This is a genomic window from Nonlabens sp. YIK11, from assembly GCF_001413925.1.
Taxonomy (GTDB): domain Bacteria; phylum Bacteroidota; class Bacteroidia; order Flavobacteriales; family Flavobacteriaceae; genus Nonlabens.
This window is the reverse complement of record NZ_LBMJ01000001.1, coordinates 1,392,742-1,416,038: the sequence shown is the minus strand read 5'-3', so window position 1 is coordinate 1,416,038 and position 23,297 is coordinate 1,392,742. Positions and strand designations below refer to the sequence as shown.

Annotated in this window: 16 protein-coding genes; 3 read left to right on the top strand and 13 right to left on the bottom strand. The window is 41.5% G+C overall.

Annotated elements, in window-relative coordinates; translation table 11 throughout:
- Positions 1–186 precede the first annotated feature (186 nt).
- Genes AAU57_RS06375 through AAU57_RS06360 form a run of 4 tightly spaced genes read right to left on the bottom strand, consistent with a single transcriptional unit; the run spans position 187 to position 5,430 of the window.
- Positions 187–1,140 carry an AAA family ATPase gene (locus tag AAU57_RS06375; protein ID WP_055412118.1) on the bottom strand — a complete coding sequence of 318 codons (954 nt, stop codon included), beginning with the start codon at positions 1,138–1,140 and terminating at the stop codon, positions 187–189.
- Between the two features lie 19 nt (positions 1,141–1,159).
- Entirely contained in the window at positions 1,160–2,647 is a 1,488-nt protein-coding gene (locus AAU57_RS06370; RefSeq protein WP_055412117.1) for a peptidylprolyl isomerase, read from the bottom strand.
- Positions 2,607–3,455 (bottom strand): hypothetical protein, encoded by an 849-nt coding sequence (locus AAU57_RS06365; protein ID WP_231717779.1) that lies wholly within the window; start codon positions 3,453–3,455, stop codon positions 2,607–2,609. Before AAU57_RS06365 ends, AAU57_RS06370 begins: the two co-directional genes overlap by 41 nt.
- Positions 3,448–5,430, bottom strand: coding sequence for a peptidylprolyl isomerase (locus AAU57_RS06360; protein ID WP_055413694.1), 1,983 nt, complete (start codon positions 5,428–5,430; stop codon positions 3,448–3,450). The genes AAU57_RS06365 and AAU57_RS06360 overlap by 8 nt, the downstream gene beginning before the upstream one ends.
- A gap of 122 nt (positions 5,431–5,552) precedes the next feature.
- On the opposite strand from AAU57_RS06360, the gene AAU57_RS06355 reads away from it, so the two are divergent.
- On the top strand, positions 5,553–6,026 hold the full coding sequence (locus AAU57_RS06355; RefSeq protein WP_231717778.1) for an SRPBCC family protein: 474 nt from the start codon (positions 5,553–5,555) through the stop codon (positions 6,024–6,026).
- Between the two features lie 45 nt (positions 6,027–6,071).
- On the opposite strand, the gene AAU57_RS06350 is transcribed toward AAU57_RS06355, so the two are convergent.
- Positions 6,072–6,707 (bottom strand): SDR family oxidoreductase, encoded by a 636-nt coding sequence (locus AAU57_RS06350; RefSeq protein WP_055412116.1) that lies wholly within the window; start codon positions 6,705–6,707, stop codon positions 6,072–6,074.
- Positions 6,708–6,798: 91 nt separating this feature from the next.
- On the opposite strand from AAU57_RS06350, the gene AAU57_RS06345 reads away from it, so the two are divergent.
- A complete protein-coding gene (locus tag AAU57_RS06345) occupies positions 6,799–7,038 on the top strand; it encodes a hypothetical protein (RefSeq protein ID WP_055412115.1) in 240 nt (79 codons plus the stop codon).
- Positions 7,023–8,408, top strand: a complete 1,386-nt coding sequence (locus AAU57_RS06340; RefSeq protein WP_055412114.1) for an FAD-binding oxidoreductase — start codon at positions 7,023–7,025, stop codon at positions 8,406–8,408. Before AAU57_RS06345 ends, AAU57_RS06340 begins: the two co-directional genes overlap by 16 nt.
- Before the next feature lie 79 nt (positions 8,409–8,487).
- Here AAU57_RS06340 and bglX read toward each other — a convergent pair whose 3' ends face one another.
- The 8 genes from bglX to AAU57_RS06300 form a co-directional block, all read right to left on the bottom strand.
- Positions 8,488–10,731, bottom strand: a complete 2,244-nt coding sequence (bglX, locus tag AAU57_RS06335; RefSeq protein ID WP_156340017.1) for a beta-glucosidase BglX — start codon at positions 10,729–10,731, stop codon at positions 8,488–8,490.
- Between the two features lie 388 nt (positions 10,732–11,119).
- A complete protein-coding gene (locus AAU57_RS06330) occupies positions 11,120–12,460 on the bottom strand; it encodes a T9SS type A sorting domain-containing protein (protein ID WP_055412112.1) in 1,341 nt (446 codons plus the stop codon).
- Positions 12,461–12,739: 279 nt separating this feature from the next.
- Positions 12,740–13,648 (bottom strand): glycosyl hydrolase family 17 protein, encoded by a 909-nt coding sequence (locus AAU57_RS06325; protein WP_055412111.1) that lies wholly within the window; start codon positions 13,646–13,648, stop codon positions 12,740–12,742.
- A 1-nt stretch (position 13,649) separates the two neighbouring features.
- Complete coding sequence (locus AAU57_RS06320) at positions 13,650–15,989, bottom strand: MFS transporter (RefSeq protein ID WP_055412110.1); 2,340 nt, start codon at positions 15,987–15,989, stop codon at positions 13,650–13,652.
- Positions 15,990–16,005: 16 nt separating this feature from the next.
- Positions 16,006–17,520, bottom strand: coding sequence for a glycoside hydrolase family 30 protein (locus tag AAU57_RS06315; RefSeq protein WP_082438559.1), 1,515 nt, complete (start codon positions 17,518–17,520; stop codon positions 16,006–16,008).
- A complete protein-coding gene (locus AAU57_RS06310) occupies positions 17,513–18,796 on the bottom strand; it encodes a glycosyl hydrolase family 17 protein (RefSeq protein ID WP_055412109.1) in 1,284 nt (427 codons plus the stop codon). The genes AAU57_RS06315 and AAU57_RS06310 overlap by 8 nt, the downstream gene beginning before the upstream one ends.
- 68 nt (positions 18,797–18,864) lie before the next feature.
- A complete protein-coding gene (locus AAU57_RS06305; protein WP_055412108.1) occupies positions 18,865–22,326 on the bottom strand; it encodes a hypothetical protein in 3,462 nt (1,153 codons plus the stop codon).
- Between the two features lie 123 nt (positions 22,327–22,449).
- Positions 22,450–23,295, bottom strand: a complete 846-nt coding sequence (locus AAU57_RS06300; protein WP_055412107.1) for a family 16 glycosylhydrolase — start codon at positions 23,293–23,295, stop codon at positions 22,450–22,452.
- Positions 23,296–23,297 lie beyond the last annotated feature (2 nt).

The following is a 23,297-nucleotide window of genomic DNA, read 5'->3' as shown; positions in this document are numbered from 1 at the left end:
CTGATTATCGACGGCTTTTCAACCACGTTTTTACCGCAAGTACAATCGCAACTGCATCGATAAAATAACCTAAATAAAAGAGGACTGTAGATAATACCGTGTTAACTTCTCGCAAGGGCGCACTTATTGCGACTAGTAGGCCGCCTAGAAACAATAAAAAGAGTGGCAAGGAGTAAGCGGCCATGTTTACAGAATCTGAGAAATCAGACTGTCCTCGGTATGACCTTCTGCCTCGGCTTTGTAATTTTTGATGATGCGATGCCTGAGGATTCCAGTTGCCACGGCCTTTACATCTTCAATATCTGGACTGTATTTTCCATGAATTGCTGCATGCGTTTTTGCGGCAAGAATCAAGTTTTGGGAAGCTCGTGGTCCAGCGCCCCAATCTAGGTATTGTTTGATGACCTCTGGCGCGGTATCTGATTTGGGTCTGGTCTTCCCTACCAACTTTACCGCATATTCAATCACATTATCTGCCACTGGAATGCGACGTACCAACTGCTGGATGTCTACTATTTCCTGAGCATTGAATAAGGGATTGATGACGGGCTTGTGGTCTGAAGTGGTTGATTTTACAACCATTACTTCTTCCTCATAAGTTGGGTATTCCAAATTGATGGCAAACATAAAACGGTCCAGCTGTGCTTCTGGCAATGGATAGGTTCCTTCCTGCTCGATAGGGTTTTGAGTGGCTAGTACAAAGTATGGATTAGCCAGATCATAACCATGACCTGCAACGGTAACAGATCGTTCTTGCATTGCTTCCAGCAATGCGGCCTGTGTTTTAGGTGGTGTGCGATTGATTTCATCTGCCAGGACGATGTTTGAAAAAACAGGTCCTTTGATAAACTTGAAATTGCGACTCTCGTCCAGGATCTCACTACCCAAAATATCTGACGGCATCAAGTCTGGCGTGAATTGAATACGCTTGAATTCTAATCCCAAAGCTTTAGAAATGGTGTTCACCATTAAAGTTTTGGCAAGTCCAGGAACACCTATCAATAGCGCATGACCACCAGAAAAAATACTGATCAATATCTGATCTACCACATGATCTTGACCTATAATGATCTTAGAAATTTCTTTCTTTAATTCTTTGTGTCTTACTACAAGTTGATCAATAGCGGCAACATCTGACATAATCTATAATGGGTATTTTCTATTTATTCCACTCTTGAAGCAACTCACAATCATCAAAGTCGTCACCTATCTTGATGTAGGTATCCTTGATTTTTTCCTCGCGCCATTTTTCAATCTTGCGCACTTGCTTGTCTCTAAGAGCAAGATCCTTGATCTTACCATAATCTGAGGAATAATCTGCCTCGTGGTCTTTTACTTTTCTAATCAGGTTCACGATGGTAAAAGAAGTAGATCCTGTACCTCTAGGATCCTTTTCTTCAATAATCCCACTAACATCACCTTCCTGTAAAAACTGTACGGAAGAAACGATACTGGATGATATGTATCTAGGAGCAATTTTTGCTAGGTCCAACAAATTTTCACCAGTAATAGGATTCACGAACTGACCTCCTTTTTCTGCAGTTTCCTTTTCATCGCTTATGGCTCTTGCAGCATCTGCAAAAGTAGTGTCTCCTTGAACGATCTTATCGCGCATGGCATCAAGCTTAGCGCGAGCTTTAGACTCTTGCGCTCGACTAATATATGGATACAAGAGAATGTGTCGCACGTCTCTTACCTGACCGCGTATTTTTTCTACGTACAAAATGTGCCACCCGAAGGAAGTTTCAAACGGCTCACTGATCTCACCTTCTTCCAATGAAAATGCCGCTTCCTTAAACTCCTTTGCGTATGGATCTGAACGTCGCATGGACAGTACGCCACCTTGACGCTCTGTACCTATATCCTCAGAATACAAGGTTGCTTTGGCGGCAAAATTGGCACCGTTATTCAATACGTCGTCTCTATACTGATTGAGCTTGTCTATGGTTTCTTGAATTGCTTCTTCACTAGGTTTTGAATTCACAACGATACGTGCAATCTCCACTTCTGAATTGATGAAGGGCCTTTTGTCTTCTGGGATGGAATAGAAGAACTGACGCACCTCTTCTGGAGTGATTTGTACATCTTCAGTAAGTCTTTCCTGCATACGGCTGGCGAGTAATTCTTCTCTATTGAGCACATCCAACTCATCTCGCAGTTGTTGGAAACTATCCTTTCTAAAGAATGCTGCCATTTCTTCATCGCTGGCTCCATTCATTTGACTACGTAAAAAGTCAATACGATTGTCTGTAGCACTAGCGATTTCTCTGTCAGAAACCGTGATACTATCCTGTATGGCATGGTGAGCATAAAGCTTTTGTCCCATTAGGGACTGCATCACATCACATTTTGTAATGTCAGAAGCTCCAGTGCTTCTTCGTGCTTCTTTCAATTGCTTGTCGATATCGCTATCCAGCAACACATAATCACCTATAACGCCAGATACTCCATCGATCTTACGACGTATTTTGGTAGGCTTGACGGTATCATTCAACGCAGCCAGCACTTCTTGCTTGATGGCTTCATCCTGTTGAACGTTAGATGTTGTAGAGGTTTGTGCTGTTGCCGCTTTCGCGAAAGCGAACACTACCAAAACACTCACCCAGCTACGGATTGATTTTAAGTCTATTGCTTTGAATTGCATCATTTAATAAGTCCTTTTCTATTTTTTTAATATAAGCCAACTTGCGCTGGTTGCGTAAAATCTGTTTAATGGTTGGGTTTACGTAGGAAAGAGGAGCCTGCTCGCCACGTCGCAGGATATCTTTAATGTGCAGCAAATATACGCCAAGACTATCTTCCAGCTTCCAGGTGCGACCGGGAATTAGGTATTGGGCCTCGTTTGCCGCAGTGATAGGTGTCAAGCGTTCCAGCAATATGCTTTTCTTGATCCAGATGCTGTCGTTGAAAGAATAATTGCGGAATCCCAACGACATGTCTTCCAGTTCCTTCAGGTTTTTTGTGCTGCCACCTTGAAAGAGCTGGTTCACCTTCTCCAATTCTGAATAGGTCTGATCTACCAGTAGATATCTGAATTTGACCAAATCCTCATTGAGTATGAACTCATCTCTATGCTGCTGGAAATAATCCTTAGTTTCAGATGTGGGTACGGTAGTGTCTAGATTTTGCTTGATGAGTTCCTGTAGGTAGGCCTGAGTGTACAGCTCTGTTTTATAACGTGAGATGAGTAGATCCAGATCATCCTGCTTTTCCTCACTGATGTTTTGCAAGGCGTTCTTCATCAACATCTGGTCTGTGGTCCAGTCGTCAATGTATTTTTGAACGATCAAAACAGAGTCATTAGATGTATAATCTGCCGGTAGGATATTCTGAATTTCAGAACGCAAGAGATAGGAATCACCTATTTGAGCAATAGCGTCCACTTCTTGTTCCTTTTCAAAATAGGAACATGAAATGATGGTAAGCGAAATGATTCCTACTATAAGTCTACGCACGCGTTTTCTCTTCTATTTCCTTTTTGACTTTTTTGAGCACCTTATCGTGGATCTTAATGTCGCGACCTTCTCTTAAAGATTTCATCCACTCGTTCTCCAATTGCTGCTGGTAATCGTTGATGACCGCGCCACGAGCTTCTTCAAAAGTCTTTGCGGTAGGCTCTAACACTTCCTTGACGTTGACCACCTTATAAAATCCACTATCTTCTTTATCATAAACTCTGGAAACACCTTCTTTCACCTCAAAATTTTGGGGTAATCTAGAATAACCTTCTTCTACCACACCGCTGGATACCATCACCTTTGTATTTCCTTTTTCATTGATTTGCTCTTTGATTTGATCAAGAGCTGTTCCGTTTTCCAACATTTGCTTCACCTTGACAGCGGCTTCTTCCGTTGTGTTTTGAGTGAGATCAATGTCTAGTCTACGTTTCCATTGGTACTTTTCCTTGTTCTTTTCATAATAGGCCTGCTGCCCTAAAGAATCTACTTTGGCAGCTTCCCAAATTTTCTTCTCCATTAATTCAAACAACAACAATCCCTCTTTGTATTCTCCATAGATGAAGGCAAAATCTTCATTGTCTCTTTCCAGGTGGTCGTCGTAATAATCAATAACTGATTGGTTGACAAAATCATTGAAATACACCTTCAATTTTTCTTCAAGACTTCCAAACTTCCTATAATCCTTAACCTGTTTCTCTTGCACAAACTGGTAAAAATCATTTTGCGAATACTCTTTCTCTTCAATCTCAAATAAGCTAGCTGGCGCTACAGTACCAACCTCCATGTTCCAACTACCTTGCATGAGAGAATCTGTTACCACAGGAAATCTTTTCTTATAAGAATTGATCCTCGGTAGTTTGACGTCATATTTTGCTAAAAGTTTATTGGTAAAGGACTCAGTAATTTTTCTGGATCGTGCAGATTTTTTGATTTGGTCTCTCAAACCAGACTCAGCATCTTCAAAAGATGGCACTGGGAATCTTTCCAATAACTTGATAATGTGCCAACCAAATCTTGTCTTCACCGGCTCAGAATAGCTTCCTATTTCGGTCAAGTCAAAGGCAGCTTGTTCAAATTCAGGAGCATTCAGTCCACCAGTTCCAAACCTAGGAAGCTTGCCTCCGTTTCTAGCCGAATTGATATCCTCAGAAAACTCTGTCGCCATCGCACTAAAATCTCGTCCAGATTCCAATTGTGCATAAATCTCATCGATACGCTGTTTTGCAGTTATTGTAGTATCCTGACGCTTGTCGTAGGTCATGATATGAGCCACGACCACATCATCTGGTGTAGTCCTTCTATCATTCACTTTTAGGATATGATAACCAAAATCAGTTCTAAAAATATCGGATACCTTGCCAGTCTCGGTCTCATAAGCCGCAGTTTCAAACTCAAAGACCATTTTAAAGGGACCAAACCATCCCAACTCACCACTTTCCTTGGCACTAGGTCCTTCACTGTGGTTTCTAGCCACGGTGGCAAAATCTTCACCGTTTTGTACTCGATCCTTGAGCTCTTTGATCCTATTGTAGGCTACTAATGTATCTGCCGGTGCCGCACTGCGATCTACTTTGATCAAAATGTGGCTCGCATTGACCTCATTATTCATGCGCTCATAGGCCTCTTTCACCAAAGCTTCAGTGACTTCGTTATCAGTCAGATATGATTCGGCGAGACCGTCGCGGTAGGATTGTAATTCTGTTTTGTAAGACTCGTTGTTTTGCAAACCCATTTCTTTGGCTTGCAACAGTTTAAGGCGGTAATCAATGTACAGCTGTAGATAATTATCCAGGTCCTTTTGGGATTCATCTTGAACGATATCTAGGTTTTTAAGGTAAACACGCATAAACGTACCAGCGTCATAATCGTTCCCATCAATGGTCAACAAGGTTTGGTCCTTCAAATCTTGGGCAATACAAAAAACTGAAAAACAAACAGTTACTAAAAACAATAAATTCTTTAATCGATTCATGATCATGTTTTAACCAGAGCGTTCAAAAATAGGTAAATCACTCAGGTGAACAAAACGCAGGCGACACCAGCTTATTATGTGAATTTTGTTAAGTTGACGGCTTATTCTCGTACTTAAGAACTATGCAAAACGAGTACCGTATCACAATCGACCAGCCATTGGAAAAACTCATGGAGTTATTTCTCAATCAAGACAACTTCAAGCACTGGCAACGCGGACTCATAGGTTTTGAAAACTTGACGCCCCAAATAGGCATGAAAGGCAGCAAACGCAAGCTCAAGATCAAAACGCTGTTGGGAACGGTTACCATGACCGAAGAAATTACGAAACGAGACCTGCCTCGCCAGTGGGAAGCCACCTATCGCACAAAAGGGGTCGTGAATTATCAGAGTAATCGCTTTCGCGAAAGCGAAATAAAAACAGAGCACGGCATCCAAGTTCAAACCGTCTGGGAAGCTACCAGTATTTTTAAATTCACCGGAATGATGCGGCTGGTAGCCGCCGCAAAACCTGAGCTTTTTGAAAAGCAAACGTTCCAATTCATGCAGGATTTCAAGGATTTTGCCGAAAACGGCACCTCTGTCAGTCAGCTATAAAAAAAGCGAGCCTAGAGCTCGCTTTTTATCAATATTCATTTTGGATTACGACTCAGATTTTTGTTCCAGTGCTTTACCTATCAAGGTATCACCTTCTAAAATCTCGAACGTCGAATGGTTTGCCACATCATCGTGCAATACACGACTCAAGACTTGTGCTACATCTGCACGCGGTATTTCTCCCTTTTTCTCTAGTTTGTCGGTGAGCACGATATGGTCTGTCGCGTCATTGTTGTTTAACGTTCCTGGTCGCACGATAGCATAATTAAGATTGGACTTTTTCAAATGCTCATCGGCATTGTGTTTTGCCCATAAATAATCTTGAAGATCTTCTGCATTGGATGGAGCGTCTGCACCTCTCGAGCTGAGCATCACAAACTTTTTAATGTTGTGTTTTTGAGACGCGTCGATCAGTTTTTTGGCGCCTTCTTGATCTACTTCCACCACTTTTTTACCACCAGAACCAGCTGCAAAAATGACTTTGTCCATACCTTCTACGGCATGAGCGACATCCTTTTCTAAATCTGCCATGACGGTCTTGATGTTCTTGCTCTCAAATTGCTCTCTTTGTTCCTCTTTGCGTATCATCGCAATAGGCTCAAAGTATTGAGATTCCTGCAATAGATTTACTATTATATTTCCTGTGGTACCTGTTGCACCTGCTACTAATATTTTTTCCATGGCTCCAAGATACAAGCAAAACCAGAGTGACATTGTGAATACTATGTTGTTTAACGCCTCTTTAATACGCACTGTTTAGTACTTTTAACCCATGAGAAACCTCAAACTGATCTGGGATTTTAAAGGTCCCGATGCTGCACAAACCGCGAGACATCATTTAATACACCTCAAAGAATATATAGAGCGCAATGAGGTAGACACTCTAGCTACTGGTGTTGAGGAAGTCACACCAATGCATCACTTATGTTTTGTAGCGGTCAAGGAACCTGATATGCCACAAGTGCGAGACGATCTTAAACCACATCGCGGACAATTATGGATGGAATCATAAAACAACTTAAAGATCTTTTGCCGCAGGCCAGGCTATTGATGGGCGATTCTTTAAAAGAACGCTATAGCCACATATGGCGCATGAATGAGTCGCTAGAAGCGAAGTGTCTCTTGTTACCAGAGTCCACTGAAGAAGTGAGCCAAATTTTGAAGATATGTCATCAACACGATCAACCTATCGTTGTTCATGGTGGCTTGACAAATCTTGTAGGTGGCACAGAAACTAAGGGACATGAGGTCGTCATCTCTCTGGAGCGCATGAATGCCATTGAAGAAATTGATGAAAGTAGTCGCACCGCGACGGTACAATCTGGAGTGATTCTGGAACATCTACATCAATCTGTTGAGAATAAAGGACTGTTATTTCCGCTCAATTTTGGGGCACGAGGCAGTGCACAGATAGGTGGTATTATTTCTTCCAACGCTGGTGGTTTACGCGTTCTCAAATATGGTATGACCCGTCAATTGGTTTTAGGAATTGAAGCTGTCATGGCAGATGGCACCATCATCAATTCCATGAAAAAGATCATAAAGGATAACTCTGGTTATGATCTCAAACAGCTTTTTATAGGATCTGAAGGAACTTTAGGGATCGTTACTCGAGCGGTATTGCGTCTGCAGGAAGCACCCAGCAGTAGAAACGCCGCGTACCTTGCCGTCAATGATTATGAATCTGTGGTCACATTACTTAAATATTTTGACCAAGGACTGGCCGGTAAACTAAGCGGTTTTGAGCTCATCTGGAAAAACACCTATGAGCAAATGACGGCAACCGGTGAAGCGGTGCGGCCGCCATTGCCCTATGATTATGAGTTCTACATCCTAGTAGAAACACTAGGAAGCCAGCCAAAAACCGATCAAGCAGAATTTCAAGAAATGTTGGAAAATGCCATTATTAATGAAATGGCTCTGGACGCAGTGATGGCGCAATCGCCTAGCGATGTGGATTGGTTTTTTAGGATTAGAGAAGATGTCAATAATCTGACCGACTTTATGACGCATGATCAACATTTTGATATCAGCATGCCGGTAGCGCTTATAGGCAGCTACATACAGTCCTGCTATGATCGACTAGAGCACATCAAAGGTATTGAACAGATTTATGCCTTTGGCCACGTGGCAGATGGAAATATCCATTTCATGATTGGGAAGGAAAACCAGAGTGATGCCTTGAGACTGAAAATCAATGATGTTATCTACGGTGGAATTGAAGCCATAGGCGGATCTGTAAGTGCAGAGCATGGAATAGGAATTGACAAAAAAGCCTATCTCAAAATAAGTCGCACAGCTCAGGAAATTCAGCTTATGAAAACGTTGAAACTTGCCATGGATCCTAAAGGCATTCTCAATCCCAATCGCATTTTTGACTAGATGGAGAAAAAGTTCGCTTTCGCGCCTGCCTGTCGGCAGACAGGAAAGCGAACCCATCAACAATCATATTGCTCACCACCTATTGCTCCAATGTGAATCTTGCCATTAACTTCGCTTGTGACGAACCGCCTATCCAGACCTTAAACGCGCCATTTTCCAGTATCCAATCACCTTGATTATTGAAAAAACCTAATTGATCTCTGGTCAATTCAAAAGAGACTTGCCTTGATTCACCTGGCTGCAGGGTTACTTTCTCAAAGCCCTTCAACTCTTTGACAGGTCTGATAGTGGTCGCAAACTCATCCTGAATATATAGCTGAACAATTTCAGTTCCAGCAACATCTCCTGTGTTGGAGATCTGAGCCGTGACAACAACTTTTTGATTTTGGCTGTAATTATTATCTACCTGTACATCATCATACTTAAAAGTCGTATAACTAAGTCCAAACCCAAACGGCCACAAGGGTTCATTAGGAGCGTCTTGATAATGCGAGTAAAAAACCGTTCCCTCATTATAACCGTCGGGACGACCGGTATTCTTATGGTTATAGTAAATAGGAACCTGTCCTACATCAACGGGAAAGGTCATGGGCAACTTACCTGACGGATTGTAATCACCGTGCAAAACCTGTGCGATGGCGTGACCGCTTTGGGATCCCAACTGCCAGGCCTCTACGATAGCCGGAATGTTTTTCTTTGCCCATGGCAGCGCCAACGGACGACCATTAGTAAGAACTAAAACGATATTGGGATTCACCGCGTGAATTTGTTCCAAAAATTCCTGCTGTAAACCTGGTAATCCTAGATCTGTTCTACTGCGCGCCTCACCACTTTGAAGCCCGTGTTCTCCCAGCATGACGATGACCACATCTGCATTTTCGGCAGCTTTTAGGGCGGCAGCGGTTCCTGTAGTATCGGTCTTATTGTAAATTAACTCTTGGGTGAATTCTGCTTTTTGGTCCACAAATACAGGACCGCGTTCAAATACGACTGTGTTCTCAGTATAATTTGCAATGCCTTCTTTTAGACTAATGGCAGTGTCGTCTATGGCTCCTATTCTCCAGTTGCCCAGCACGCTGTTTTTATCTATCGCGAGATCGCCCAGCACGGCAATTTTACGTCCGCGTTTTAAGGGTAGCATTTCATTCTCGTTCTTTAATAAAACGATGGATTTGAGCGCCATGTCGAGTGCACCAGCTTTCATTTCTTCACTATTGATCACTTGCTTCTCAATAACCTCATCGCAATATTTGTAGGGATCGTCAAAAAGGCCCAATTCAAACTTGACCTTGAGGATGCGTTTGACCGCATCGTCAATGATTGTTACAGGTACTTTTCCTTCTCCAACGAGTTGTTCCAAGTGGTTCATATATACATAGGATTCCATGTCCATATCAATACCGGCATTGACTGAAAGTCTGGCAGCAGCCTCATCATCTGGAGCATAATGGTGATTGATCATTTCTTTGATGGAAGCCCAGTCAGAGACTACAAAACCTTCAAAACCCCATTGATTTTTGAGAATATCCCTAAACAAGAATTCGTTAGCTGATGCTGGAATACCGTTCAAATCATTGAAGCTGCTCATAAATGTACGAGCGCCTGCATCTACTGCCGCTTTGAATGGTGGCAACACCACATTGTATAGCGTAGAATTACCAATATCTACGGTGTTATATTCACGTCCTGCTTCTGAAAAACCGTAGGCCGAAAAATGCTTTGCACAGGCCGCGATGGTAAATCGGTCAGATAACTCGTTTCCTTGAAAACCATTGACTCGAGCGGTAGCAATCCTACTACCTAGATAAGGATCCTCGCCTGCGCCTTCCATCACACGACCCCAACGGGCATCTCTTGAAATGTCCACCATAGGTGCAAACGTCCAGTTCAATCCTGCTGCGGCAGCTTCTTTGGCTGCCAGTCGTGAAGAATTCTGGATAGCCTCTAGGTCCCAACTCGCAGCCTCGGCCAGCGGTATGGGCGCCATGGTCTGGTAACCGTGAATCACATCAAAGCCGAAAATCAATGGAATACCCAAACGTGTTTCTTCCACCGCTATTTTTTGAACCGCTCGTACATTCTCGACGCCTCTCACATTAAGCATGGAACCCACCAGTCCATCACGTATGTCCTGCGTTTTACTTGCAGCATCGTTCGTTTTAGAAACCGGACCTGTAAAATCCCTAAATCCAGAGTATTGGTTCATTTGACCTATTTTTTCCTTTAGGGTCATCATATTCAAAACAGAATCTACTTTTCTGTCTAACTCGTTTACAGGCATATTTTTTTCTTCTTCTACTTTTGGGGTAAGACTTTGGTTCATTGATGTGTGACAAGAATAGATGGGGACCAATAAAATCAGCATCACTATTCTATTTAAATAATATTTGAAACTCATAAGGTTTTTGGCTTGACTAATTGTAATGGCTGTAGGTGAACGTTCAGGATCTACCGAGAATCACAAAGATCTAGATTTTGAATTGTAAAAACGAATCACAGCTTTCTAAAGCTTTGGAATTGTGGTCAGACCAATGGATGTGAAATGATCCTGGGGTATTTCGCTTTCGCGAAAGCGAAAACACCATAAGATTATCATAAGTATTGATCCATTTGATGCTAGTTTCTTTCAAACTTTATACTCAAGAAACGTAAAAATGCTTCATAAAAAAAGCTGCCTTTTCAGGCAGCCTTTTATCAATAAATCTTATTGCTTAGTTTTTCGATAACTTAATACTGCGAACCTCTCCGTCAACAGAAGAAATTTTTGCAATATATAAACCTTGCGAAAGGGCAGATCCATCAATCGTCGCAGAAAGAGATGATTCTTTTTGCTCCTTAACCAGCTTACCAGTAATGTCGTAAACAGCAATAGAACTAATTGCAGATGCAACAGATTCAATGTTCCAAACATCTTGGGATGGATTAGGATATACTTTAAAGAAAGTTCCGTCTACTTGATCTACACTTGCAGTAGTTCCTTTGTGGAAATAAACATTATCAATATAAACAACGCCTAAATTTGATGAGAAAATCAATTGAGCAAATCCATCTCTTGTCAAGTTATTAGAAAAGGGAGGTGTCGTTATATCAACATCTACAGAAACCCAACTTCCAGTCGCAATAGCAGGTCTTCCTCCAGATAACGGCACACTTTCCAAATTAAGCTCCATGGCAGAAACTTCGCCGTTTGTTGTTCCCCACTGAGAAAATTTAGTATTGAATACCTTACCGTCTAAATTAGAATTGCCTGTCCAAAAATCAATGTGAAATTTTGTCATTCCAGAAGCGTCAATTCGATTATTCAAAAACTCTGCACCTAGGAAATTAGTAAAAGAAATCTTTTTAGTATCATTCCCTTCAATAAGAATATCTTCAGATGTTGAATCATCAAAAGCTGCGTTCCAAGTTTCTACCGTAGTATTATCATACTGATTACTATACAAAGAAATGACATCTGCCGCTGGCCTGTTGGGAGGCGTTGGCGCTGCAACCGTAGGAACTGGATCAGCAACTGGCTCCACACCAATACCAGAAATATTATCTACGTAAAAAACTCTATCAATTGCTGGATTGATGAATCCAGTATTATCTGCTTTCCATAAGTAATAAATTACCAAAACTCTATACACTCCATTTGCCGTAGTCGTATTATCGTATCCTTTATCGTATGTAAAGGATAGCGTTTCCCAACCACTACCTGTGTGAGTTGCTGAGGTTGTTGAATCTGGTGCTCCATCAATTCCTGATACCACTTTAGGCGCAATAGTGATTGGAGAATTGGAAAAAACATCCATCGTCATTGTTTTATTGGATGTTAATTCAACATTTTTAGTAAGGTCTATGTTAATCCCTTGAAAAAATTCTCCAGAAGCGGAAGCTGTTAGTAATGCAACTTGGCCTCTAGAACCTCCAGTGTCAGGATCAGCTACTAGTGAGAATGATGCACCTCCAAAAGGATCTCTAGGACCTCCGCTTTCAAAATCTTGCAACACTTCTTGTGAAAAACCTACTGAAGTAATCAATAAGCTTAATAATAAAGTAATTTTTTTCATTTGTTGTTCTTTTAGATTATTAGAGTTTAATTGTTTTAAATATAAATTTTAAGTCATTAAATTAAGTAATTCACAATGCTACAAAAAACATACAGTCATAATTTTTCCAAAACATAAGGGAAATCAGCTAATACGTTGGTTTATAAGGTTATCTAGCTACAAGCTCATCGATATTATCACCTGATGATGTAGTAATGTTGTATTGTTCATTAACAATTTGATAGACAAAGACCTTTACTAAATCGTTTGAGTATATAGTACTTTTGAGGTTTTTTGTGACTAGAACTTTAAGTTCTCATGCTTATCCCAAAGTCCCCAGTAAGCACCTACTTCACCTTCATCACCTTTTTTCCAGGATTCATCAAATGAGGAGAAATAAAATACATCAATGTTGTTTTCGTCAGACCAGCGTTGCGTATCGATAAAATATTTCATCGCATTAACCTCAGACGGATGAGCTCCTTTTAGACTTTCACCTCGGCTAGGCCATCCGGTTTCGGTTACGATAACAGGTTTTCCCTCACAAACAGAAGTTCCCTGGTGGTACATGTTATTCATGTGTCCCAAAGAGTATTCAACAGGAGTGCCTTCCCAGAACGGATAGCAGTTGGTCAGTATGACATCTGAGTTTTGAACCAATTCTGGATGTACTACAAACTCATAGTATGCGTCCACATAACCTACTGGAATATTTGGTAGCGCATCTTTTACTCGTTTCATATAATCCAACAGTTGTTGCAAAGTGAGGTCGTTGCGATATAACACCTCATTTCCTACCGCTGCAATATCGATATGACCATTTTTGCCTAAATCGATAAGTGCCTCGATCTCCTGCTCGTTCTTTTCTAAATCATCACTGAGCCATGCACCAACGAGCGTTTTCAAACCTTGTTCATGGGCAATCTGTGATACGTACTCGTTTCCTTCTATACAAGAAAACGATCTGATCCATTTGACATGTGGCTTAAGGATTTTAATGCGTCGTTCTACCTGCTCTCTGGTGATATGATCTCCTGGTTCTTGACCATCTTCATACATACTAAAGCAAATCCCATGCATACCTCGATTTAACGTATCACGCCATAGCTGTTTTAGACTCTCTTCATTAAAAGAATCTACATTGATTCCTGTGGTTTCCGTAAAGTTCTTACTGTTCCCTTTTACGAATTGTTCTTCTCTAAATGACATGTCAATATTTTAAGTTTTCGTTTTTATCCCAAATTCCCCAACGTGCACCTACTTCTCCTTCTTGACGCGCTTTCCATGATTCGTCAAAGGATGAGAAGTAGAAGGTTTCTACATTTTTTTGTGAAGACCAGTTATTGACGTTGATAAAATATCTCATCGCATTTTCCTTAGAAGGAACTGCGTCTTGATTTTCCTTTCCTTGATTAGGCCATCCTGTTTCTGAAACGATGACTTGTTTCCCTTTGGAAACTTCAAAAACCGCACTATACATCCCATCCAGATAAGCTGTGGATTTGTCGATGTGACAACCTTCCCAGAATGGATAACAGTTGGCCAGTATGACATCAACTTCTTCAATGAGTTGTGGATTCTCAACAAATTGATAATAAGCATCTACGTATCCAACTTTTAAATTAGGCAACTCTGCCTTGACACGTTTGATATATTCAATAAGTTCAGTTACAGATAAGTCTTCTCTCAATAACACCTCATTACCTACAACAGCAATATCAACCATACCGCTTTTGGCTTGTTTCAACAAACCAGCGATCTCCAGTTCATTCCGATCTCTATCATTACTGATCCAGGCTCCGGCGATACTTTTGATTCCTTTGGATCTTGCAGAAACCGGAATGAGTTCATTACCATCAGTACACGAGAATGATCTCACCCATTTTGTATAAGGCTGAATAACTTCCATCCTACCATCAATTTGGGTTCCTGTGAGTTGGTCACCTATATTCTGTCCTTCCAGATAAGGACTAAAACACAAACCGTGAACTCCGGCATTTAAGGTTTGATGAAATCGAGCTGCCAAGTCATCATGAGATAATCCAGACTCCACATCTGTTGGATAATTTGCCTCGCTATTAACGGCAATTAATGATTTGAGCTTGTTAAGTGCATAGAAGGATGATGTAGGTCTAATAGCTTTTCTCATTCTTCGTTTGGCAAGTTCTGCACTAATGACATGAGATTTCTGCTCAGTTAATTCATACTTACGCATGATCCACATGGCACCTAATGTTCCAGCAATAGGCAGACCTGAATAGAACAATCTAATTCCTGTAACGGATGCTTCTGTGTTTTCAGCATCAGGAACAAAGCCTACTAAAGTCATGATGGCTCCAGTTAATAAACCTGCGATTGCAAATCCAAATTTTACCATCCACCAATAAATAGCTCCAAAAACGCCTTCTCGACGCTTTCCAGTGTTGAGCTCGTCCACATCAATAACATCAGAGGTCATTGACATCATTAGTGTGAACAAACTACCTATACCAAAAGAGAAAAATGGTAGTGCAAACAAGAATAGATAAGGCTTACCAGGCACAAACAAGAACCATAGCATGATATAACCTAAAATGGAAATTCCCTGAGATACTAAAAAGGCTTTCTTCTTACCTAGTTTTTTGGACATTCTTGCTACTATCGGAATTACCAAGAATGTCGTTACTAACGCACCTATACTCCCCAAAAGCGTAGGCCATATTCCAGCAGCTGCGGCATCACCTGCAAACAAATAGTAGACGACTATAAAGAAGGAAAAACCAGCTACCGTGTTAAAAGCGTTGAATATCAGAAATGTAGCATAACACAACCTTTTAAAGTCGTCAATTTTAAAGGCCTCTTTAAAATTCTCCACAATTTCCTTTAAACTACCACCAACTGTTTTAAGCGTTAATGGCGCCAGGCTATCATCATCTTTAGTGGATTTACTGTCTACAAAAAATGCAGGAATCATTGCCAAAATCGCACAAATCACAGCCACCCATATAGCTATGGTACGTGTTGCGACCGCCGCATTTTCAAACCAGTCTGGATCGTACATGATCACCCAAAACCATGGTGCAATCACCCAAGCCCATTGCCCTATCCATTGAGCGACTGCCATGATATCAGTACGCTCGTGAAAATCATCACTCATCTCATAACCCATCGCCACATAAGGAACACTAAAAACCGTCAGACCCAAATAAAAGACCAGCGACCATAGCAGGAAATAGGTGAAATTATAACTCAAGCTATCCACTTCATACAACTGCCACATCATGGAGAAGGAAATTCCCATTACTATGGCACCAATAAAAACATACTGCCTACGTCTACCCCAGACCGACCTTGTATTATCAGAAATGAATCCCATAATGGGATCTGTAATGGAATCAAAAACCCGTGGTAAAAAGAACAAGATTCCCCACATCCAGGTAGGGAAACCCAAGTTTTGAACCAATACTACCATGAATATTCCCAGCGCAGCTGGAAACATTTGATTGGCCAGCATCCCTAAACCAAAGGCTACCTTCTGACCGAAATGAACTTTGTTTTTTGCAGTGGACATAATGTGATGGTTTAAGTTAGTTGTTTGGAAGGATCACGGTTTGTAAACTTTGTGGGCCTAGCTTGATGTTGATCTCGCTTTCGCGAAAGCGTAATGCATAATCCTTCTGCTCCATTCCTTCATTGAAAATGACAAATGCAATACTTCCGTCAGGATTCTTGGCTGCCGTGGCGACAAGATCCTTATCTGTGTTTTCTACCTCTATCATTTGCGCACCTGGCCTGATAAATTTGCTGAAATGAGCCATGGTGTAATATAGAGGCGTGAAATAGACCTCATCTGCATCTGGATCTACAATAACAGGTGCTACGCACCAGTTCTCAAACCAGTTGGGACCACCTTGTCTATCGAGCACCATGTTCCAGTCTACCCATCCATCTACCCAGTTGTTGAGACAACCTATAATGTCGCTCGCATAGCGGTTAACGGGCGCATATTTGGGATGCAAATATTGTTGGTCTTCACTGGCCCAATCCCAACCCCAATCCGTGGCTTCCTTGGACCAGTACCATGCGTCATCTTTCCAGTGCGGGATTTCAGAATCCACACAACCTTCTGTTTCAATCAAATACTTTTCTGGTGCCTTGTTATGCGCATATTGTAATTCTTCTGGAAAAACTTCATAAGTACTTTCATACCAGTGGATTGCCGTACCGTCAAAATATTTGGAGGTTTCTTCATTTTCATACATCACATCTACCCATTCTCTCAATCCAGCTCTATTCTGATCGTATCCTAGGATGATCTTATCACCATAACCATCGGCTTCAAGTTTAGGTCCCAAGTGAAACTGAACAAACTCTGTCATTTCCTTAGGTGTGAAATGCATGCTTTCCCAGTTGTTCCCATTGCCATGTGGTTCATTCTCTACCGTAAATCCCCAGATGGGAATACCTTCTGCCTCGTAGGCATCGATGTATTTTGAGAAGAAAAGAGCCCATGTGTCGTAGTATTTAGGCAATAAACTGCCGCCTAACCATGCGTTGTTATCTTTCATCCATGGCGCTGCGGTCCATGGTGAGGCAAATATTTTGAATCCATCTTGTGAGGCTGCCATGGCGTCCTTGATCATGGGAATTAAGTCATCACGATCTTCTTCAATCGTAAAGTGTTCCAATTCCATATCATCCTCTACCGGTGAGTATGAATATTGATCCAAAGAAAAATCGCAACTGTTCATGTGCGTGCGCGTTAGCGAGTAATTGGCTCCTTCTCGAGAGAAGTAGGCATCGATAATCGTGTCCCGATTTTTTTTACTCAATCGATTGAGTAAATAGGCCGAAGATTCAGTAAAAGCGCCGCCAAATCCAGTAATGGTTTGAAACGTTTTTTGGTCATTAATAGTAATGATACGGTCGCTCTTAGAATCCTGCGATGCTTCTACTTTAGCAAGATGGTTTCCAGCTGCAGAGGTCTCGTAGATCTCCACATTCAAAGCAATAACTGGTTCCTTGGTGTCCTTACAACTCATCAATATCAATATAAAAATGGCTGACCATATTCCTTTTGAGCTGTGTATCCATTTATTCATAGCCTTTAAAATTTAGTCTCACTGGCGGCAGTTTAACGTGGCCCAATAATTTTTTCTCGTCACCGTCAAAACTTTTGGTAATCGCATGACCATTTCTGGTTAATCCTTCAAACGTTCCTTCATCCACCAGATTCCACATCGCATATTTTGCCTCACCATCAATATTGAAGAGACCAAAATGATTCTCTGACCCTTGAGGATTTCCAGCATCCTTCCATTGTTCATCAAAAGCCTCAAAATAAAAACAGGAAATATTGTTTGATGTCGTCCATTCTCTCATCAAGTGATAATAACGACCCGACTTGTACTGATCTGCCGCGTGGGAACCTTCATCACCATAAAGATCGTTGGCATAGGTCGCCCAACCTGTTTCACCTATATGTATGGGCTTATCAACGTCTAGCGATGTCATGTATGCCTGAACACGGTTATATTGATCCTTGGCATAATTGACCGACCTGATCATCGCATTTTCCACTTTTTGCTTTTTGGACAACAGCATATTTTTAGGAGAAACTCCCCAAAAAACGGGATTGTAATGAGTATCGTGCATGGGATAGGTATGCATGGAAACATAATCCACAGCCTTAATAAGCTCCTCTAATTCTGGTACATGATATAGGTCCTCGCCGCCGCCCCAAGACGCAAAATTATCTGAACTGGTGATCCATAAATCCTTAGGTAATTCTCCTGTGGCTTTGAGATTTTGCAAGTGATTGACCCATTTAAGAATGACCGCTGGCTGCACATAATAACTGGTAGCCCATTTGACCATGGCTTCATTACCTACCGCAATGACCTTGATGATTTCTGGATATTCCTTAGCTAGCGCTACAGCCCGATCTATTTCGGCAGCATTAAGCTCACTCTCTACATTATGGTCAGGTGCCTTATCCGTCCAGGCATTCTTACAGTCAATCCATGCTCCCAGCATCACATACATTTCAAAACCAGGTTGTTCCTGCTTGAGTTGTGCGATGGCCTTAACCACATTTGTGGCATGCGGCAACTGCATATTATAAGTGCGTAAAATTCTAACGCCCATAGCAGATAGAATTTTCAAATCATCCTTAAGCTGCGGTATGGTGGGCTGTATGGTACGCGTGGTATCGCGATAGCCACCATAGGAAATCGCTAGGTATTCTGGATTTGATAGGATATCACTTGCTGTCATTGACTTCTCTTCTGTTACTGGTATTTGAATTGGAGCCACATCCTTACAACCCATTGCGAGCAGCAACAGCATTGCGATCATTGATGTGATTCTTGTTCTCATACCTCAATGGTTGTGTAGATGATTTTTTATTTCGCTTTCGCGAAAGCGAACTCATTCACAATCCCTTTTTATTTATCAATAAATACCTCTATATGGTCGATCTCATCAGTGCGTTTGAACAATTGATGGCTTGTAGCAAGGTCCAGTTTCAAGTCATCAAACTGCTTTGTTTTCCCATCCTTGAAGGTAACTGTTACGTATTTCTTATCGTTCAAAGTGTACACTACCGGCACCTGACAATAGGTGAATGCCAGCGATCCTGATTTGATCTCAATGGTTTGTTTATTCTTGTGCAGATCTATATATTCAAAATCATGCGCCGATTTCAAAAATTCCTGCTTGCGCAATAAACTAGGCTTGAAATTCAAGATGCCGTTTTCCACAACCAATCCCAATTCGCCAAAACGGCTCAAGATATCTTCTTTCACCTGACCGGTCATACCTGGTTGTTGAGCACCCTTTGTTGCAGGTGTGTGCGAATAAGGGTCTGTAGGTACTGCGCCATAAAGTTTAGGCGATTTATGTGAGCCTATTCCCGCCTGGATCTCGTAATAGTGATCCAACATTTTACCTACAATTTCATCACTCGCGCCGTTGCTGATAGCATCAAGACAGCACTCCTGAACGGCCAGTAATAGTTTTGAAACCATGTGCCAGTAGATAGAACCCAAACCTTCATAGCCGAAGAACGTACCTGATCTACCGGTAAAGGCTTTGTGGTTGAATACTGCTTCAAAGGTTTTTTCCAATTGCTGTTGTTCCTTTTCAATCAAGCTGCCGTAAACAGATGGTGGAAGTTGTTTCAAGGCTGCCTTTAAACTATTGGCATTGTTGAAATTAGCATTGAAGTGGTAATCGCCATGGTTGTCCTGTACGACCACTTTTTGATTGCCATCCTTCAATAATTGCTGCAGTAGCTGTGACTGTTGCACATGATCTTTTGGGATGATATTCTTCTCCTCAAAACCAGGCAACTGCTTGTTGGGATATAAAATGTAACTGTATTGGTCTTCTCTAAAGAGGGCGCTGGACTTGAGGCCATCCATAACCGATAATGCCTGAGTTGGGTTAAGGTAACCAGAACTTAAAACAGCCACTTGGCCTTCCAGCATTTCAGATAAATAGGAAATACTGATGTCCCCATTGTCCTCAATGGTCATAAGATTGTATGCATGATACATTCCATCTTGACGCAAGTTGGCATCTATACTATGATCCAGAAACTCCAAGGAAACAGTGGCAAAATCCAACAGGTCCTTTTTTGAGACGCTATTTTTATCTCCAGAGAAATTCTGGCTGTAAATTTTTGATCTATAATCACTAGCCGGTTGTGCCACACCATCCAGTATCAAACGACGCTGGTGATCATCTATGGAACCACTGATGACGTCTTTATGATCACTCAAGGTCTTGTGAACAGCATTGAAAAACTCATACAACTCAACAGATATTGAAGAATCTTCAAAGCCTGAATCTGTAATGAATTCCTTGAAGTAATTCAGGAATCTTCTTAGGTAATACAAAGTCACCATGGAAACACCATTTCCAACTAGGGCATTGTTAGCATCGTTCCATTCAGGTCGTTGTGTGTTTAACCAGATACCACCTTCTGGGATGAAATTGGAAACTTTGGCCAGTGTGGTTACCAATAGTTTTTCCAATAAGTTGACACGATAGATATCACCAGATTGATTCTTGAGCAAGGCGCCATCAGCGCCTAGATGGTTGCGTCGTTCCTCTATGGTTTCCTGGAGGTCGTAACCAAAGTCTATAGTATCCTTAGGGTTCTTTTTGATATCTGCATAGCTCTTGATTTTATATGGAACGTTAGCGTACACAAAAATATCCTCATTAAGGAAACCTTCTAGCTTCTCTGGATAATAGGATTTAATAAACTCCAAGAATTTGAGCAAATAAATAATCTGGTGGTCACCCCAATATCCTATGTACGACCATGGATCATCTTCTTCAATGACTTCCCAGTCAAAACCGCCTTTTGTGACTCTGTAAGGATTGTACCCATCGAGCGTTGTGGCGTTTAAAAATTTGTGGATCATCCCTTCAATAAATTCAGGGTAGGAATGTGCTAGGGCTTCCCAGTTTTGAAAAATGTCGCGCCAGTTTCCTTCGTAATCTAGAATCTTTGAACCATCTACCTCGCTGCGCGTATTGATGGAGAATTTGTTCCAAGGACGACTAGGGTCGCCATGTCTACGGCTAAATTTAAGTGGCAGATATTCTATCGCCAGACGTTTGAAATCTGGATTATCGTGAGCATTTGCAACCTCAATAAGCTCCTGCTGATTGAAATCTGATGAAAGGTGTTCCAACCATGGTTGCGCTTCTTTGAAAACCTGAGCGTTGGCCGCTTGTAGGTACTCTAAAAAATCTTCCTTTTCAACAGTATAATTATCGTCAAAAATACCACCACGCATGATGTTGAACATGGTATTTGAAAAATGACGATTGTTAGTCAAAGGATCTGCGGTGCATTGCAATCCATCAGATGCTGCTACCAGCACATTTAATTTTTGGGATCCCAATTCGATATCATCGTTGATCTTTTGAATCAAGTCTTTATCACCTTTGATCTGTGCAGAAATTTCGTTGATGGTAACGATGTTCTGATTGACATCAGCTAGGTAATACCATTCCTTTTTGTCTCCTGCCGCGATGGTCATTTCTGAAACCGTAAAATAGGCGCCTTTTTCTGCCTTGACATCTGTTTCTGGAGTTACTTGGTGACCCTTTCTAAATGGATCCAATTGCAATGATGAAATAAGGTACGTAGGGTTTTCAAGACCTAGTGACCACGCAATGTTTGCCTTGAGTGCCTCGCTAGGCTCTGCCTTATCGACGATTACAGCACTTAACGCAATGATGCCTATGCCAGTGTCTTCCTTTAATTCTGTTCTTTTATAGGCATCTACTAAGTTGCTGGATGCTTTTTGAAGGTCTTCACCAACGGTCGCCGGCAAGATATTCTGCAATCCATCTAGTAAGGTTAGATTCACTTTTTGATCTCCATCATTGATCAATTGCGATCTCTTGACAAAGCCATATTGATCACTTGAATTCCAGTGATATCGATAGGTTAATTGTAAGTCTTCATTGATCTCTTCAAAAATGAGTTTGTTCCCGTAAACATTTTTATAAAGATTTCGGGTGATGGCATAAATACCCGTGTACCTATTGGAGAACGGCTCCCAAAGCTGGTCGCGATCGCTGGTATGCACTCTTATGATGGTTTTGCTTCCCGTAATATCAAAGGACTCTGTAATCTTATCGTCCGTATAATAGGGAAACAATGCTGAGTCACTATTCTTGCGACCTGCTGTAAGCCCGCCATTACTGGAGATGAACATCCAGTGGTTGGAATCGCTAACGATGCTCATGAAAAATGGGCGCATCGCGTCGTGGTTACTTATCTTATAATAGGTTTCGCCTTGGAAATCTACCAGTTCTCCCTTCACTTCGTGGTTAGGGAAAGTGGCTTTTTGTTCTCCTAGATAGGTTTTGTTATCGGTCATTTCTTTGGTCAGATTCTACTTTCTTACTTGTTTAATTGGTCTGTATGAAGCACATGGAATATGGAAATGTTACGCTTTCGCGAAAGCGTATTCCCTCAAAATCTCATGAACTAGAATTATTTCTTACTCGTAAACCCTCACGTAATCCACAAATAGAGTTTGCGGAAGCACGGTGTTTTCATTGGGTGCGCCTACAAAGGAGCCGCCTACAGCAAGATTGATCAACATATAAAATTCATTGTTGTTAAAAACCCACTCGCCATCGACATCGTCTGGTGTGATTTGATTGTAAAGCACATCATCCACATAATAGTTGATGTAGTTAGGTCCCCATTCTATTCCAAAAATGTGGAAATCTGTATCAAACCTATCATTGGTAAGCATGTAGGATTTTGATTGCGCATTGCCACCAGAATATCCTGGTCCGTGAACGCTTCCTAAAACTTCAGTAGGATTCTGACCGCGATACTCCATAATGTCGATCTCGCCCAATTGTGGCCAGACCAATGTACCATTTTGATCGTCGCCCAGCATCCAGAATGCCGGCCAGATTCCCTGGCTGTAGGGCAGCTTCATTCTGGCTTCAAAGCGCCCATATTTCTTTTGGAATTTATTTTTAGTCAGAATTCTAGCTGACGTGTATTGAGATCCCTGAAAGTTTTCTCTTATCGCAGTGATCTTTAACATGCCATCTTCCACCACGATGTTTTCTGGTCGGTCGGTGTAAAATTGGAGTTCATTGTTTCCCCAACCTACCAGTCCACGTGCCGTACCATCGCCTAGATCGTAACTCCATAAGTTAGGATCTGGCGCACCGTCCACATCAAACTCCTCTGCAAGGACTAATTTATTCAAAGTGGTCACCGTCTGCTTTTCATCATTCTCACAGCTTACTGTTGTCATAACTATTAAGGCCATCGTGAACAAGCCCCAAAAATGAAGAGGTCTATCGTTTCTTATCTTTCTCATAG